The sequence below is a fragment of the Micromonospora sp. PRAS1 genome (assembly GCF_059553435.1).
Map to the genome: position 1 here is coordinate 282,570 of NZ_JCANNB010000001.1, position 14,193 is coordinate 296,762.

Below are 14,193 nucleotides of genomic sequence, written 5' to 3' on the forward strand. Positions count from 1 at the left end.
CTCATCCCAGTCGGATCGTCCCGTCGGCGACATGTTTCCGGGCCCGCTGGTCGGCCAGGCGCGGATGCGGGCGCGCCCGCGCCGGAACACCGGCTGCCGGGCGGCTCACGCCGAGGGGCCGCGCTCCTGCCCGGAGCGGCTGCCGGGCTGGTCGGCATCCGAGCCGGGGGCGGGGGTTTCGACGGCCTGGTCGTCACCGGCCAGGGCGGCCCGTAGCCGCTCCTTTTCCGAGCGGCGGCGCTCGGCACCGGCGGCCATGTCCTCGGCCATCTCGTCACGCCAGCGCTTGAGCAGGAAGAACGAGAGAGCGGCGGAGAACAGCAACGCCACCATCAGCTTCAGGAAGATGTTCATCTCGACCGGCCAGAGGGCGGCCACCACGACCACGAACAGCCCGATCCGGCCCAGCGTGTACTTGACCGCCGCGCTCATGCCGTCGCCTCGCTCACGTCGTCACTCCGTTTTCCGCCGTCCGGCCGACGGCCTTTCCATCCTGCCGTGCCAGCCCACCGGGCCCGACTCGTCCGGCGGACCGTCCCGCCTCAGCCCGTCCGGCTGACCAGCCAGCGGACCCCGGGGAACCAGATCATCGCGTACACCACAGTGAACGTCGTCGCCGCCACCCCGCCGGACAACAGCGGCGGCAGCCCGGTGGTCACGCCGGCCAGCAACAGCCCGGAGACCACCGCCACCGCGAGGGCGACCAGCCCGGCCACCAGCCGGGCGGCACCGAACTCCCAGGCGCGGAACTCCTCCAGGAAGATCCAGGCGGGCAGGATCACCGCCAGCCAACCGTTGGCCTGACCGAAGTCACCGGCCCCGAACGAGGCGAAGACCCCGTCGAAGAGCACCAGCACCAGCAGCCCGATGACCACTCCGGCCAGCCCGACGCCGAGCAGGTCGCCCAGGGCCCGGATGCGGCCGTCGTCGTCCCGGCGGGGAAAGGTGCTGCTGCGCTGCTCGTTCATCCCTGACGAGGGTACGCGAACCGCAGCCGGCACCACTTCGCCGGCCGGGTCGCCCCGGTCACCCCGACGGCAGCTCCCGCCGCCGCGCCATCGCCCGCAGCGCCGCGCCGGCAGCGACGAGCGCCGCGCCGGCCGCCACCAGGGCGCCGAATGCGACTCCGGTACGCGGCAGCCCGCCCCCGGGCGACGGTACGGGAGGCGGCGGTGATCCGGTGGCGGTGGGCGCGGCGGTTGCCGACGGTATGGCGGTCGAAGACGGCGAGACGGTCGGAGACGGTGTGGCGGTGGCCGACGGCGAGGTGGTCGGCCCGGCGGTGCCGGAGGGAGCCGGGGTGGGGGCGATCGAGACGGATATCCGTAGCGAACCCGGGTTCGACGATGCCGCGTCGGACGGCGCCGAGGGCGTCATCGCGGCCGGCACCCTCGACGAGGGTTCGGTCGCCGCCTGGGCGCCCGCGACCCAGAGGACGGCAAGCGCTGCGGCTGCCGGGACGACCACCGCCGCGCGACTGCGGTTCCGCGTCCTGCGCACCACGAACCTTCTCTCCTACGGGGTCACGACCACCGTCGGAGATCAGAAGCAGCCGCGACCAGGACCCAGGAAGATCAACGGACACTCACCGTACCGCCGATCTTCGGCGCAGGCGATGGGCGGACCGGGCGAACTCAATCGCCTGGTGGTCCCCCGACCTGGCCGTCAGGGCGGGCAAGATCCGCCCGGGCGGCCGGCGGCGACGCTCAGGCCCAGACCTGCTGCGGCTCGGCGCGGCGCTCCGCCAGGCTCGGCGCGGCGTCGTACTCGCGCACCACCTCGTAGCGGGTGTTCCGCTCGACCGGACGGAAACCGGCGTCCCAGATCAGGTGCAGCAGGTCGTCCCGGTGCATGGTGTTCGGCGTCCCGTACGCGTCGGCGTCGTGGGTGATCTTGTATTCCACCACCGAGCCGTCCAGGTCGTCCACGCCGAAGTTGAGCGACAACTGGGCCACCGAGAGCCCGTGCATCACCCAGAAGCACTTGACGTGCGGCACGTTGTCGAACAGCAGCCGGGAGACGGCGAAGGTCTTCAACGACTCGGCCGGCGAGGCCATCGTCGTCCGGGCCTGGATCCGGTTGCGGATCTTGCCGTCCGCCGAGTCGACGAAGTCGTGCTGGTAGCGCAGCGGGATGAAGACCATGAAGCCGCCCGTCTCGTCCTGCAGCTCACGCAGCCGCAGCACGTGGTCGACCCGGTGCCGGGGCTCCTCGATGTGGCCGTAGAGCATGGTCGACGGGGTCTTCATGCCCTTGTTGTGCGCCAGCCGGTGGATGCGCGACCAGTCCTCCCAGTGGCAGGCGTGGTCGACGATGTGCTGGCGGACCTCCCAGTCGAAGATCTCCGCGCCGCCGCCGGTAAGCGATTCCAGGCCGGCGTCCATCAACTCGTCGAGGATCTCGTCGGCGCCGAGCCCGCTGATCTTCTCGAACCACTGCACCTCGGTCGCGGTGAACGCCTTGAGCTTGACCTTCGGCAGCGCCGCCTTCAGCTCGCGCAGCACCTTGGGGTAGTAGCGCCAGGGCAGCGTGGGGTGCAGGCCGTTGACGATGTGCAGCTCGGTTAGCTGCTCGTCCTCCATCTCCTTGGCCTTGCGGACCGCCTCGTCGATGCGCATCGTGTACGCGTCCTTCTCGCCCGGCTTGCGCTGGAACGAGCAGTACGCGCAGCTCGCGCTGCACACGTTGGTCAGGTTGAGGTGCCGGTTGACGTTGAACATGACCCGGTCGCCGTTGAGCTCGGTACGCCTGTGGTGGGCCAGCCGGCCCAGCCAGGTCAGGTCGTCGCTGTCGTAGAGGGCGATCCCGTCCTCACGGGTCAACCGCTCCCCCGCGTACACCTTCGCTTCGAGCTCACGCTTGAGTCCGGCGTCCATCGAAAGCCCCGTCCCTTCCCACTGCGGTCGCGACCGGAGCGCGGTCGCCACCCGAGCCTACGTCGACCGCAGCGGCAGCTCACAGCGCGGTCCGTAGCCGATGGGCCGAGGTCAGGTCAACGGTGTGCGAGGCTCAGCCAACTCTCAGCTGCTGTTGCCCCTCCGGACATCGACACCGTGGGGGCGGGTGCGGTAAACAGAGTGGGGCACGACACTCTCGGCGCCCGAACAGCCGCGTTCACCACGACGCGGTGCGACTCGCCGGACGGGGAGCGGAATGGTCGACAGCGGACACGGGCGACGACGGCGAAGGACTCCGATGGTCTCACCGGTGCTCCGACCGATGCTCTGGTCCGCCCTGGTCAGCGCCGTCGCCAGCGCCGTCCTCGCCGCCCCGGCGTACGCCGAGCCGGGCGTGCCCGTCACGGTGCCCGACACCGGATCCCGCCCGGTACTTACCGGCCCCCTCCAGTTGCCCGGCGGCGCTCCCGCCGCCACCCCGGGCACGGTGACCCTGCCGACCACCACCGGCGCCAGCGCCCTCGAGACCCAGATCCTCGCCGCCGAGGCTCGGGTCGGTGAGTTGGGCACCCGCCTGCTCGAGCTGGAGCAGCAACGCATCGAGGCGGAGAGCCAGCTCCGCACCGCCGAGCGTGACCTGGAGTTCGCCCAGGCCGCGCTCACCCAGGCCCAGCAGCGCGCCGACCAGGCCGCCGCCGAGGCCATCAAGGTCGACGCCGCCCTGCCGCCCGGCGGCTTCGCCGCCGACCTGCGCCATCTGGATCTGCTGCGGCGGGTCAATCTGGGCGAGCGGGTCGAGGGCGCCACCGGCCCGGCCGCCGGCGAACTGGCCCGTGCCCGCACCGACGAGCAGGTGGCGACCCAGGCGCACGCGGCGGCCGAGTCCCGACTGCGGGGCGTCCAGGAGCAGTACGCCGCCACCCAGAAGGCGCTGAAGGACGAAGAGGCGAAGCTGCTCAAGCTGCGCGAGGAGAACTCCACGCAGCTGGTCGAGCTGGCCCGCCAGCAGGAGCGTGCCGAGCAGCAGATCGGTGCCGGATACCTCGACCAGTCGACGACGAACGGGCTCGCCGCGCATCCCAAGGCGCTGGCCGCGGTCGCGTACGCCCGTAAGCAGCTCGGCGACCCGTACGTCTGGGGAGCCGAAGGCCCCAACTCGTTCGACTGCTCCGGGCTGATGTTGGCGGCGTACCGCTCGGCGGGCTACTACCAGCTACCGCGCGTCTCCCGCGACCAGTACTGGGCGACCCGCTCCCGGACCGTGCCCCGGACCGCCCTGCTCCCCGGTGACCTGCTCTTCTTCGCCTCGGGCAGCAGCCATACGAGCATCCACCACGTCGGGATGTACATCGGCGGCGGCAAGATGATCCACGCTCCGACCAGTGGTGACGTGGTCAAGATCTCCACCCCCAGCTGGTCCCGGCTCTACGCCGCGACCCGGGTGGTCGGTGCGGTGCCGGCCCCGTCGGCCTCGCCCACCCCGTCGCAGTCGCCGACGGCCAAGCCGACTCCGAAGCCGACCACCAAGCCAAAGCCGACTTCGACTCCGAGCCCTCGGCCGACGACGCCGACTCCGAGCCCGACCCGCACCCCGACGCCCACTCCGAGCCCGACCCGCACCCCCACGCCCACTCCGAGCCCGACCCACACCACGCCGCCGCCGAGCCCGTCCGACAGCTCGTCGCCGAGCAACGACACGAGTAGCACCGCCCCCACCACGGCGGCGAGCAGCCGTACTCCCGAGGAGAGCGTGTCGGCCACCCCGTCCACTGTCGGCGGTCCCTGACGGGCCCACGTGGCCCAGGGTCCGCCTCGCGGGCTGATCGGTCACCGACCGACGCCGACGGGATACACCCGGGGACACTGTGGGCACTCCGGGTGTGCGACACCATCGGAATGTGGCACGGTGTCACTCAGGCACTCCCGGTCCGGCGGTACGGGTCCGGGTGCGAGCGTGGCGCGGAGGCGAGAATGACCGAGCACGAGGCTCCGGCGGGCGACCCTGGATCGGCTGCCACCCCGACTTCCGGCGTGGCCGGGACGCGCTACCGGGCCGCCGCACCGGTTGTTCCGTCCCCGCAGGGCCCGGAGCGGAGCAATTCGACTACCGCGCGGGCCCAGGTCCGCCCGACGGGCGTCGGGTCGGCCACGGTGTCGGGCAGCGGTGGCGCGGCCGGGCCGCCCGGGGAGCGGGACCACGGCCCGGCACAGGCCGTTCGAGCCAGCGTCCGGGTGCCCGGGATGAGTCGGGTGAGTGTCGACGAGGCGCAGGCCGCCGGGGCCGGCGGTAAACCGGCAGGCGTCTACCGGTCGGCCCCGGTCGCTCCGGAACCGCCGGAGCCCACCCCGCCGCCGGAGCCCACCGAGCCGCCCACGCCCTCCACCCCCGAGCCGGAGCCCACGCCCGCCCCACCCCCACCCGGTCCCGGGCCGACGCCGCCGGCACCGACACCCGCACCACCGCCGGTCCCCGGGCCGACGCCACCGGCACCGACACCACCGGTGCCCGCACCGACGCCACCGGTACCCGGGCCCTATCCGCCAGGTCCGGTGCCCGCGCCGCCACCCGGCCCGCGTCCCACGCCCCCCGTACCGGGTCCGCCCACGCCGCCACCGGGACCACCCCTGCCGTCGCCGCCGCCACCGCCCGGCCCGATGCCGGCGCCACCCTTTCCTCCGCCACCCGCCAGCGCACCGACCTCGCCGCCCGCTGGGGCGATACCAGGCGGATCGGCTCCGCCCCGCGCCAGCGCTGCGGTCGCACAGGTTCCCGCGTCGGCCAGCGCGCCGCCGGTCGTACCGGTATCCCCGCCGGCCAGCGCGCCGCCGGTCGTACCGGCGCCCGCGTTGCCGGTCTGGCCGCCGCCGACCACCTCCGCCGGGCGGCGCGACCAGGCGTCATCCAGCTCGTCCGGGGCGGTGCCCCGACCGTCGTCCCGCCCGGGACTGCTTCCGCCGGCAGGCGCACCGGTCACCGCCGGGCCCGGTTCGCCCGGCGATGTGAGGCTGGCCGCAACCGCATCGGCCCCGGAGCCGGGTGACCGGCGGCAGCCGCCGGGCGACCGAGCCAGCCCGGCGGCATCGCGCCCCGGCGGGTCCGACCTGAGCGCGTACTACGACGACGTGGCGGGCTCCGCCACCGTGGCCTTTCCGGCCGGCGAGGAGAACTCAGGGTCACTGACCGGTCACATCCTGGCCCAGGGTTGGGCGGACACCGCGAGTGAGCGCTCCACCAGCACACTTCGCGTGATGATCGTGATGGCCATCGCGCTCGGCCTGCTGGTGACCATCAGCGTGCTGGTCGTGCTGCTCGCGAAGGACGCGCTGAGCAGCGTGGCCGGCGCTCTGCCCGGATGACGGCAGGTGTCCGGACGAGGTGAGTCCGCCCACTACCCCCGGGCGGCCCGGGTGGGCGCGCGGAGATCGCCGTACACTTGTCGGTGATCACTGACCCGGCGCGCGACCAAGTGCGCCCATGGGCGATCTTGCGGAAGATCCGACGGCACCATGCCGTGGCGGGACATCGCGAAGATGCGCCCCGCTCGAAAGGCATTTGTTGACCACCTCCGCTGAATCCAGCATGCCCTCGTTCCTCCTCGACCTTCCCGCCGACCCGCAGCCGGCCGGCACCGACGACTCCGCCGCCACTGCCGCCGACGACTCGATCAACTTCGAGACGCTTGGGCTGCCCCGGCCGCTGGTCCGCGCGCTCGCCCGGCAGGGCATCACCACCCCGTTCGAGATCCAGCGGGCCACCGTGCCGGACGCCCTCGCGGGGCGGGACGTGCTGGGCCGTGGGCAGACCGGCTCCGGCAAGACGCTCGCCTTCGGGCTGCCGACGCTGGCCCGGATCGCCGACGGCGAGCGAGCCCGGCCGCTGCATCCGCGGGCCCTCGTCCTGGTGCCCACCCGGGAACTCGCCATGCAGGTGAACGACGCGCTGTTGCCGCTGGGCAAGGCCGTCGGTGTGTTCCTGAAGACCGCGGTCGGCGGGGTGCCGTACGACCGTCAGATCGATGCCCTACGGCGCGGTGTGGAGATCGTGGTGGCGACCCCGGGCCGGCTCGCCGACCTGATCGCCCGGGGCGTGTGCCGCCTCGACGACGTCGAGATCACCGTGCTCGACGAGGCGGACCAGATGGCCGACATGGGCTTCCTGCCCGAGGTCACCGATCTGCTGGCCAAGACCCCGGCGGACGCGCAGCGGCTGCTCTTCTCGGCCACTCTCGACACCGACGTGGACGCGCTGGTGCAGCGGTTCATGACCGACCCGGTCACCCACTCGACCGCCCCGCCGACCGCGGCGGTGTCCACCATGGATCACCACCTGCTGCTCATCCCGCCGCGCGACAAGTTCCCGGTGACCGCCTCGATCGCCGCACGCGCCGGCCGGACCATCGTCTTCGCCCGTACCCAGCTCGGTGTCGACCGGCTCGTCGCGCAGCTCGCCGCGGTCGGCGTACGTGCCGGTGGGCTGCACGGCGGCAAGACCCAGCGGATGCGTACCCGCACCCTGGCCGAGTTCCGTGAGGGACGGACCAACGTCCTGATCGCCACCGACGTGGCGGCACGGGGCATCCACGTCGACGGGGTCTCGCTGGTGCTGCACGTCGACCCGCCGAAGGACCCGAAGGACTACCTGCACCGGGCCGGCCGGACCGCCCGCGCCGGTGAGACGGGTGCGGTGGCGACCCTGGTGTTGCCGAAGCAGCGCCGCACCACCCTGGCCATGCTGGAGAAGGCCGGCGTACAGCCGGCGGAGGCTCGGGTACGCGCTGGCGACCCGGCCCTGGCCGAGCTGACCGGGGCGCGGGAGCCGAGCGGGGTGCCGGTACGCGAGGAGCCTGAGGCGCCTCGCCGGTCCGGCCGACCGGGTGGCCCGCGTCGCTTCGGCGACCGGCCCAGCGGAGACCGGCCCAGCGGCGAACGACGGTACGGCGACCAGCCTCGGGGCGAACGACGGTACGGCGACCAGCCACGCGGCGAACGGCGCTACGGCGACCAGCCACGCGGCGAACGGCGGTTCGGGGATCACGCCCGCGGCGACCGGTACGGGGACGCCCGCGGCGACCGGCGGTACGGAGAACGGGTCGAGCGCTCGGACGCTCGGGGGCCGCAGGACCGGTCGCGCGAGGACTGGCGCAGCGCCGGCGGACGGCCGCGTACCCGTACCCACTGAGCACCCGTTGCGGGGCGGCCTTGCTCGCATGCACTGTCCGCCCCGGCCGGGTGGCGTAACGTCCGGCTCATGCCGAAGTCGTTGCTGTGGACCCGGATCGACACCGCCGGCGCCGAACACGCCCTGGTCGACGACGGCCAGGGGCTGATCGCGCAGGGCACCCAGTTGGCCGCCGACCCGGTTCCCTACACCTGCCGCTATCACCTGGCGACCGACCCACAGTGGGTAAGCGTCCGGTTGGAGGTCGAGGTCGAGGGAGCCGGGTGGCGGCGCAGCGTACGCCTGGAACGGGCGACGCAGCGATGGCGGGTGACCGCCGCCGAGCAGGGCGACCTGGACGCCGCTCTGGTCGCGGCCGGGCACGCCCCGGCCGGGTTGCCCGGCGTCGAGGACCCGGACCGGCTGGCCGACGCTCTCGACCTGGACCTGGGTGGCTCGCCGCTGTTCAACACGTTGCCGCTGCGCCGGCTCGGCCTGACCGCCGGGCCGGCCGACACCAGCCACCGGCTCGACGTGGCCTGGGTGCTGGTGCCGAGCCTCACGGTGCTGCCCGCCGAGCAGGTCTACACCGGGCTGGGGCCGCACCGGTTCCGGTACGCCAGCGGCAGCTTCACCGCCGACATCGACGTGGACCCGGACGGTTACGTGCTCCACTACCCCGGCCTGGCGGAGCGCTCAGCGCCCCGAGGGCGATAGCAAACGAGCGGCCGACAGCGAACGAGCGGGCGACAGCGAACGAGTAGCCGACGGCGGCCGAGCAGCCGACAGCGGCCGGGATCAGAGCGGCCAGCTGCCGTCGGCCAGGAACCGCTCGATCGTGGCCAGGTACGGGTCGAGGTCGAGACCCTGTGCGGCCACCCACTCGTCGGCGAAGTACGTGTCGGCGTACCGCTCACCCGCGTCGCAGATCAACGTGACCACCGAGCCGGTACGGCCGGCGGCCAGCAACTCGGCGATCAGCCCGAACGCGCCCCACAGGTTGGTGCCGGTCGACCCGCCCACCCGCCGGCCCAGCACCACCGAGCCGGCCCGCATGGCGGCCAGCGAGGCGGCGTCGGGCACCTGCACCATCCGGTCCACCACCGAGGGCAGGAACGACGCCTCGACACCCGGGCGGCCGATCCCCTCAATCCGGGAGCCCTGGCCGGTCCGCACCGACCAGTCCGCCGCCTGCCAGGCGGGGTAGAACGCCGAGTTCTCCGGGTCAACCACGCAGAGTTTGGTGGGCAGCCGCCGGTAGCGGACGTACCTGCCGATGGTGGCGCTGGTGCCACCGGTGCCGGCGCCGACCACCACCCAGGCCGGTACGGGATGGCGCTCCAGCGCGAGCTGCGCGTAGATCGACTCGGCGATGTTGTTGTTGCCCCGCCAGTCGGTGGCCCGCTCGGCGTAGGTGAACTGGTCCATGAAGTGTCCACCGGTGTCCTCGGCCAGCCAGCGGGCCTCGATCACCACCTTCGCCGGGTCCTGCACCAGGTGGCACCGGCCGCCCTGGAACTCGATCTGGACGATCTTCTCGGGCGAGGTGGAGGCGGGCATCACCGCGATGAAGGGCAGCCCCAGCATGCGGGCGAAGTACGCCTCGGAGACCGCAGTGGACCCCGAGGAAGCCTCCACGATAGTGGTGTCCGGCCCGATCCAGCCGTTGCAGAGCCCGTACAGGAACAGCGAGCGGGCCAACCGGTGCTTCAGCGAGCCGGTGGGGTGGACCGACTCGTCCTTCAGATAGAGGTCGATGCCCCACCGCCGGGGCAGCGGGAACGGCAGCAGGTGGGTGTCGGCCGACCGGTTCGCGTCCGCCTCGACGGCCGCGATGGCCTCGGTCACCCACCGTCGGCTGGTCTCGTCGAAGCGGTCAAGCTGAGTCACGCTCAGGAAGGTAGCAGCAGCTCAGGAGGAGGGCGGCGCCACCGGCTGCGGCCGGTTCTCCCACTTGGTGGAGAGGGCGATGCTGGTCCGGGTGGAGGCGACGCCGGGCGTGCGGTTAACCCGTACGATCAACCGCTCCAACTCGGCGATCGTGCCCACCCTGACCTTGATCAGGAACGACTCGACGCCGGCCATGAAGTAGCACGATTCGATCTCCGGGATCGTGCGGAACGCCTCCAGCACGTCGTCGGTGTCCGCGCCGGAGTCCTCCACGACGCTGATCAGGGCGGTCACGTTCAGCCCGATCGTCTCCGGCTCGACCTCCGCCCGGTAGGCGCGGATCACTCCGCTGGCCTCCAACTTGCCGACCCGCTCGTGCACCGCCGGCGCGGAGAGACCGACCTGGCGGGCCAGTTCGGCGTAGGAGAGGCGGGCGTTGCCGCGGAGCAGGTCCACGAGGGTGAGGTCGATGGCGTCCACGGACTGTAGACCCTAGTCGCCGCCGCGTAACACCAGGACTCCGGCATCCGTTGAACATGGCAGCGGGTGACAGTTCGCATACCCAGGGTTGAGAGGTCGGAGCGCCGGTACCATTTACTAACTTCCCACTCAGTGCGTTTTTCGCGTTTGGCGGACAGGCCAGGTCGCTGGTGCTGTAATTGCCATACGTCCCTCATGACGGCTCTGGGCTCGCACCGGCCGGGGGCAGTGTGTTCAGCCGGGGGCTTCGTCGACGCGAGGAGGGGGCTGTGGACACTGGAGATCGCCTGCTGACACCGGGTGAGGTCGCCGCGCTGTTTCGGGTAGACCCGAAAACTGTGACGCGCTGGGCGGCGGCGGGCCGGATCGGCAGCATCCGGACTCCAGGAGGGCATCGCCGGTTTCGGGAATCCGAGGTGCGGGCCCTGCTCGAGGGGGAGGGCATGCTGGAAGAGGCGGACGAGATGGGCCGGCCGCGAAACGCGGGTCCAGCCGCTTCGACCGGCCCGGGTCCGGCCAACGCCGGCATGTACTGAGTGGTGCGGATCGGAACGCGGACCGGCCGTCAGGTCCGGTCCGCGTTCGACGTCGACGGGCCGTCAACTCCGGTCCGCGGCTGACAACTACCGGCCGTCAACTCCGGTCCGCGTTCAACGTTCCGGTCCAGCGTTGGAAGAGGGTGTGCGGCACGCCGAGCGCGTCGAGCACCTTGCCCGCCACGAAGTCCACCAGCTGCGACGCGCTGGCGGCGGCTCCCGCCCCGTAGAAGCCGGGACTGGCCGGTAGCACCACCGCACCGGCGTCGTGCAACGCGATCAGATGCTCCAGGTGGCTGCGGGTAACCGGCGTCTCCCGGGGCACCACGACCACCCGTCGGCGCTCCTTGAGGTTCACCTCGGCGGCCCGCTGGAGCAGGTCCTTCGACAGGCCGATGGCGATGCCGGCACAGGCCGCCGTGCTGGCCGGTACCACCGCCATGCCGCGTACCGGATAGGAGCCGCTGCTCGGGCCGGCCGCCAGGTCACCGGCGGGCCAGTGTCGTACGTCCGCGCCGTCGAGGTCGCGGCCGAGCCAGGCGGCCAGGTCCTCGGCCCAGTGCGCGTCGCGGAACGGCCGTCCGGTCTCGTCGAGCACGGTCAACCGGGCCGCCCGGGAGACGACCAGGTCGACCGCCGCACCCGCGTCGAGCAAGCCGCGGACGACGGCCGCCGCGTACGGCGTGCCGGAGGCCCCGGACACCCCGACCACCCATGGTTCGCGCATTGCCTCAGTCTGCCTCTACGGTCGCAGGCCGAGCCGGACGACCAGGTCGAACAGGGCGAAGAGGAACAGTGCGATGCCGACGAAGCCGTTCGCGGTGAAGAACGCCCGGTTGACCCGGCTCAGGTCGGTCGGCGTGACCACCAGGTGCTGGTAGCCGAAGGCGACCGCGGTAAGCGCCAGGCCGATCCACCAGAGCCAGCCGAAGCCGACCAGCACACCGAACCAGAGGAACAACGCGAAGGTCACCACGTGCGCGACGGTCGAGGCGTGCAGGGCGAAGGGCAGGCCGTACCGGGCCGGCACGCTGTGCACGCCGATCTTCCGATCCACCTCGGCGTCCTGGCAGGCGTAGATCAGGTCGAAGCCGCCGATCCAGAGGCCGACGGCGGCGCCGAGCAGCCAGGCCGGCCCGGAGCCGGCAAACGTGCCGGTCACCGCCAGCCAGGCGCCGACCGGACCGACCATCTGGGCGATCGCCAGGATGGCGTGCGGCCAGTTGGTGAACCGCTTGCCGTACGGGTAGACGATCAGCGGCACCACGGCCAGCGGCGCGAGCGCCAGGCAGAGCGGGTTGAGCAGGGCGGCGGCGGCCAGGAAGACCGCCAGCGCGACGCCCGCGCCGGTCCAGGCCGTGCGCAGGCTCACCGCCCCGGTGACCAGCTCCCGGTTGGCCGTACGCGGGTTCCGCGCATCGATCCGCCGGTCCAGGATCCGGTTGGCGGCCATCGCGAACGTCCGCGCCCCCACCATCGCCACCGTGATCAGCAGCAGGTCGCCCCAGCGCACCCGCCCCCCGTTCACCGACATCGCGGTCAACGCCGACAGGTACGCGAACGGCAACGCGAACACCGAGTGCTCGATCGCCACAAGCCTCAGGAACGCCCCCACCCGCCCCCGCGATCTTGCACTCTCCGTCGGGACAGAGCCGGATGAAGCGGGCGAATCCGCGACCGAAAGTGCATGATCGCGGGAGCTGTCGGCATGATCGCGGGAGCTGTCGGCATGATCGCGGGAGTTGTCGGCGGGGGATGCCATTAGAGGCCGTATTCCTTCCAGCGCTTGTCGACCAGGGAGACGACCTCGGGGGACATCGTCATCTCCTCCGGCCAGCCGCGGGTGTAGCCCTCGCTGGGCAGCTTGCGGGTGGCGTCGATGCCCGCCTTGCCACCCCAGAACTGCTGGTACGACGAGTGGTCGAGGTGATCCACCGGCCCCTCGGTGAGCAGCAGGTCACGGGCGTAGTCGACGTTGCCGAAGGCGCGGAAGGCGACCTCGCGGTAGTCGTGCACGTCGCAGTCCTCGTCGACGATCACGATCAGCTTGGTAAGCGACATCATGTGCGCGCCCCAGATGGCGTTCATCACCTTCTGCGCGTGCTTCGGGTAGCGCTTCCGGATCGAGACGATCGCGCAGTTGTGGAAGACCCCGGCGGAGGGCAGGTCGTAGTCGACGATGTCCGGGATGAGGAAGCGCAGCAGCGGCGCGAAGATCCGCTCGGTGGCCTTGCCGAGGCCGTGGTCCTCCTGCGGCGGCTTCGAGGTGACGATCGAGTGGTACACCGGGTCGCGCTGCATGGTCATCGCCTCGACGTGCAGCACCGGGAACGGCTCAACCGGGGTGTAGAAGCCGGTGTGGTCGCCGAACGGGCCCTCCGGCAGTCGCTCGCCCGGCTCCAGGTAGCCCTCCAGCACCACCTGGGCGTGCGCCGGCACCTGCAACGGCACGGTCAGGCAGTCGACCATCTCCACCCGCTCGCCGCGCAGGAACCCGGCGAACAGGTATTCGTCGATGTCGGCCGGGAGCGGCGCGCTGGACGCGTAGCCGACCACCGGGTCGCAGCCGATGGCGATGGCGACCGGCAGTCGCTGGCCGAGCCGCTCAGCCACGGCGTGGTGCGCGGTGGAGTTCTTGTGGATCTGCCAGTGCATGCCGAGGGTGTTGTGGCTGTGCTGCTGGAGCCGGTACAGCCCGAGGTTGCGCTTGCCGGTCTCCGGGTGCTTGGTGTGGGTCAGCCCGAAATTGTGGAAGATTCCGCCGTCCCCGGGCCACACCTGGAGGCCGGGCAGCCGGTTCAGGTCGACGTCGTCACCCCGGTAGACCACCTGCTGGCACGGGGCGGTCTTGACCTTCTTGGGCGGCATCGACTTGAGCTGCATCACCTTGCCGAGGCCGCCCATCATGCCGGAGAAACCCACAGGCAGCTCCGGTTTGAGCATCTCGCCGATCCGGTTGCCGATCTCGTCAAGCGACTCGACGCCGAGCGCCATCGCGGTGCGCTTCTCGGTGCCGAAGAGGTTGATCGCCACCGGCATCTCGCCCCGGGTGGGCCGCTCGAAGAGCAGCGCCGGGCCGTCGGCCCGGACCGTCCGGGTGACGATCTCGCTGATCTCCAGCGTCGGGTCGACCGGCACGCCGACGCGGCGTAGTTCGCCCTCGCGCTCAAGCGTCGCCAGGAAGTCCTTGAGGTCGGTGTACGGGAACCCACGAGCCGCCATGCCAGCAAGT

At 71.9% G+C, this 14,193-nt stretch carries 14 protein-coding genes and 1 pseudogene; 5 read left to right on the plus strand and 10 right to left on the minus strand.

The features are described 5' to 3' along the window. Positions 1 to 105 precede the first annotated feature (105 nt). The 4 genes from AC507J_RS01315 to mqnE form a co-directional block, all read right to left on the minus strand. Positions 106 to 432, minus strand: a complete 327-nt coding sequence (locus tag AC507J_RS01315) for a DUF4229 domain-containing protein (protein ID WP_496287170.1) — start codon at positions 430 to 432, stop codon at positions 106 to 108. A 110-nt stretch (positions 433 to 542) separates the two neighbouring features. Then, positions 543 to 968, minus strand: a complete 426-nt coding sequence (locus tag AC507J_RS01320) for a hypothetical protein (protein WP_496287171.1) — start codon at positions 966 to 968, stop codon at positions 543 to 545. Positions 969 to 1,026: 58 nt separating this feature from the next. Continuing rightward, positions 1,027 to 1,500 carry a hypothetical protein gene (locus AC507J_RS01325; RefSeq protein WP_496287172.1) on the minus strand — a complete coding sequence of 158 codons (474 nt, stop codon included), beginning with the start codon at positions 1,498 to 1,500 and terminating at the stop codon, positions 1,027 to 1,029. A gap of 206 nt (positions 1,501 to 1,706) precedes the next feature. Then, on the minus strand, positions 1,707 to 2,876 hold the full coding sequence (gene mqnE, locus AC507J_RS01330) for an aminofutalosine synthase MqnE (RefSeq protein WP_496287173.1): 1,170 nt from the start codon (positions 2,874 to 2,876) through the stop codon (positions 1,707 to 1,709). Positions 2,877 to 3,153: 277 nt separating this feature from the next. Between mqnE and AC507J_RS01335 the strand changes: the two genes are divergently transcribed. Further along, entirely contained in the window at positions 3,154 to 4,683 is a 1,530-nt protein-coding gene (locus tag AC507J_RS01335) for a C40 family peptidase (protein ID WP_496287174.1), read from the plus strand. Positions 4,684 to 5,431: 748 nt separating this feature from the next. Here AC507J_RS01335 and AC507J_RS01340 read toward each other — a convergent pair. Further along, positions 5,432 to 5,872 (minus strand): hypothetical protein, encoded by a 441-nt coding sequence (locus AC507J_RS01340; protein WP_496287175.1) that lies wholly within the window; start codon positions 5,870 to 5,872, stop codon positions 5,432 to 5,434. Positions 5,873 to 5,897: 25 nt separating this feature from the next. Here AC507J_RS01340 and AC507J_RS01345 point away from each other — a divergent pair, with 25 nt between their 5' ends. From AC507J_RS01345 to AC507J_RS01355, 3 genes are all read left to right on the plus strand, one after another. Next, positions 5,898 to 6,254, plus strand: coding sequence for a hypothetical protein (locus tag AC507J_RS01345; RefSeq protein ID WP_496287176.1), 357 nt, complete (start codon positions 5,898 to 5,900; stop codon positions 6,252 to 6,254). Between the two features lie 223 nt (positions 6,255 to 6,477). Beyond that, the gene (locus AC507J_RS01350; protein WP_496287177.1) at positions 6,478 to 8,076 is read left to right on the plus strand and encodes a DEAD/DEAH box helicase; all 1,599 of its coding nucleotides are present in this window, start codon (positions 6,478 to 6,480) and stop codon (positions 8,074 to 8,076) included. 69 nt (positions 8,077 to 8,145) lie between these two features. Continuing rightward, positions 8,146 to 8,772: a putative glycolipid-binding domain-containing protein gene (locus tag AC507J_RS01355; protein ID WP_496287178.1), complete on the plus strand. Its 627-nt coding sequence runs from the start codon at positions 8,146 to 8,148 to the stop codon at positions 8,770 to 8,772. Between the two features lie 81 nt (positions 8,773 to 8,853). Here AC507J_RS01355 and cds1 read toward each other — a convergent pair whose 3' ends face one another. Beyond that, positions 8,854 to 9,945, minus strand: a complete 1,092-nt coding sequence (gene cds1, locus AC507J_RS01360) for an L-cysteine desulfhydrase Cds1 (RefSeq protein WP_496287179.1) — start codon at positions 9,943 to 9,945, stop codon at positions 8,854 to 8,856. 21 nt (positions 9,946 to 9,966) lie between these two features. Then, complete coding sequence (locus AC507J_RS01365) at positions 9,967 to 10,425, minus strand: Lrp/AsnC family transcriptional regulator (protein WP_496287180.1); 459 nt, start codon at positions 10,423 to 10,425, stop codon at positions 9,967 to 9,969. 269 nt (positions 10,426 to 10,694) lie between these two features. Between AC507J_RS01365 and AC507J_RS01370 the strand changes: the two genes are divergently transcribed. Further along, entirely contained in the window at positions 10,695 to 10,961 is a 267-nt protein-coding gene (locus tag AC507J_RS01370) for a BldC family transcriptional regulator (protein ID WP_111245928.1), read from the plus strand. Positions 10,962 to 11,058: 97 nt separating this feature from the next. On the opposite strand, the gene AC507J_RS01375 is transcribed toward AC507J_RS01370, so the two are convergent. From AC507J_RS01375 to AC507J_RS01385, 3 genes and pseudogenes are all read right to left on the minus strand, one after another. After that, positions 11,059 to 11,688: a UbiX family flavin prenyltransferase gene (locus tag AC507J_RS01375; protein WP_496287181.1), complete on the minus strand. Its 630-nt coding sequence runs from the start codon at positions 11,686 to 11,688 to the stop codon at positions 11,059 to 11,061. Between the two features lie 15 nt (positions 11,689 to 11,703). Continuing rightward, positions 11,704 to 12,597, minus strand: a pseudogene (gene mqnP / locus AC507J_RS01380) (menaquinone biosynthesis prenyltransferase MqnP); the annotation flags it as partial. Between the two features lie 125 nt (positions 12,598 to 12,722). Then, positions 12,723 to 14,183: a menaquinone biosynthesis decarboxylase gene (locus AC507J_RS01385; RefSeq protein WP_496287182.1), complete on the minus strand. Its 1,461-nt coding sequence runs from the start codon at positions 14,181 to 14,183 to the stop codon at positions 12,723 to 12,725. Between the last annotated feature and the right edge of the window lie 10 nt (positions 14,184 to 14,193).

Bases quoted from the DNA above. Each gene is read 5' to 3' on its own strand.
- AC507J_RS01315 (WP_496287170.1), bottom strand. From the start codon at position 432: ATGAGCGCGGCGGTCAAGTACACGCTGGGCCGGATCGGGCTGTTCGTG.
- AC507J_RS01320 (WP_496287171.1), bottom strand. From the start codon at position 968: ATGAACGAGCAGCGCAGCAGCACCTTTCCCCGCCGGGACGACGACGGC.
- mqnE (WP_496287173.1), bottom strand. From the start codon at position 2,876: ATGGACGCCGGACTCAAGCGTGAGCTCGAAGCGAAGGTGTACGCGGGG.
- AC507J_RS01335 (WP_496287174.1), top strand. From the start codon at position 3,154: ATGGTCGACAGCGGACACGGGCGACGACGGCGAAGGACTCCGATGGTC.
- AC507J_RS01350 (WP_496287177.1), top strand. From the start codon at position 6,478: ATGCCCTCGTTCCTCCTCGACCTTCCCGCCGACCCGCAGCCGGCCGGC.
- AC507J_RS01355 (WP_496287178.1), top strand. From the start codon at position 8,146: ATGCCGAAGTCGTTGCTGTGGACCCGGATCGACACCGCCGGCGCCGAA.
- AC507J_RS01375 (WP_496287181.1), bottom strand. From the start codon at position 11,688: ATGCGCGAACCATGGGTGGTCGGGGTGTCCGGGGCCTCCGGCACGCCG.
- AC507J_RS01385 (WP_496287182.1), bottom strand. From the start codon at position 14,183: ATGGCGGCTCGTGGGTTCCCGTACACCGACCTCAAGGACTTCCTGGCG.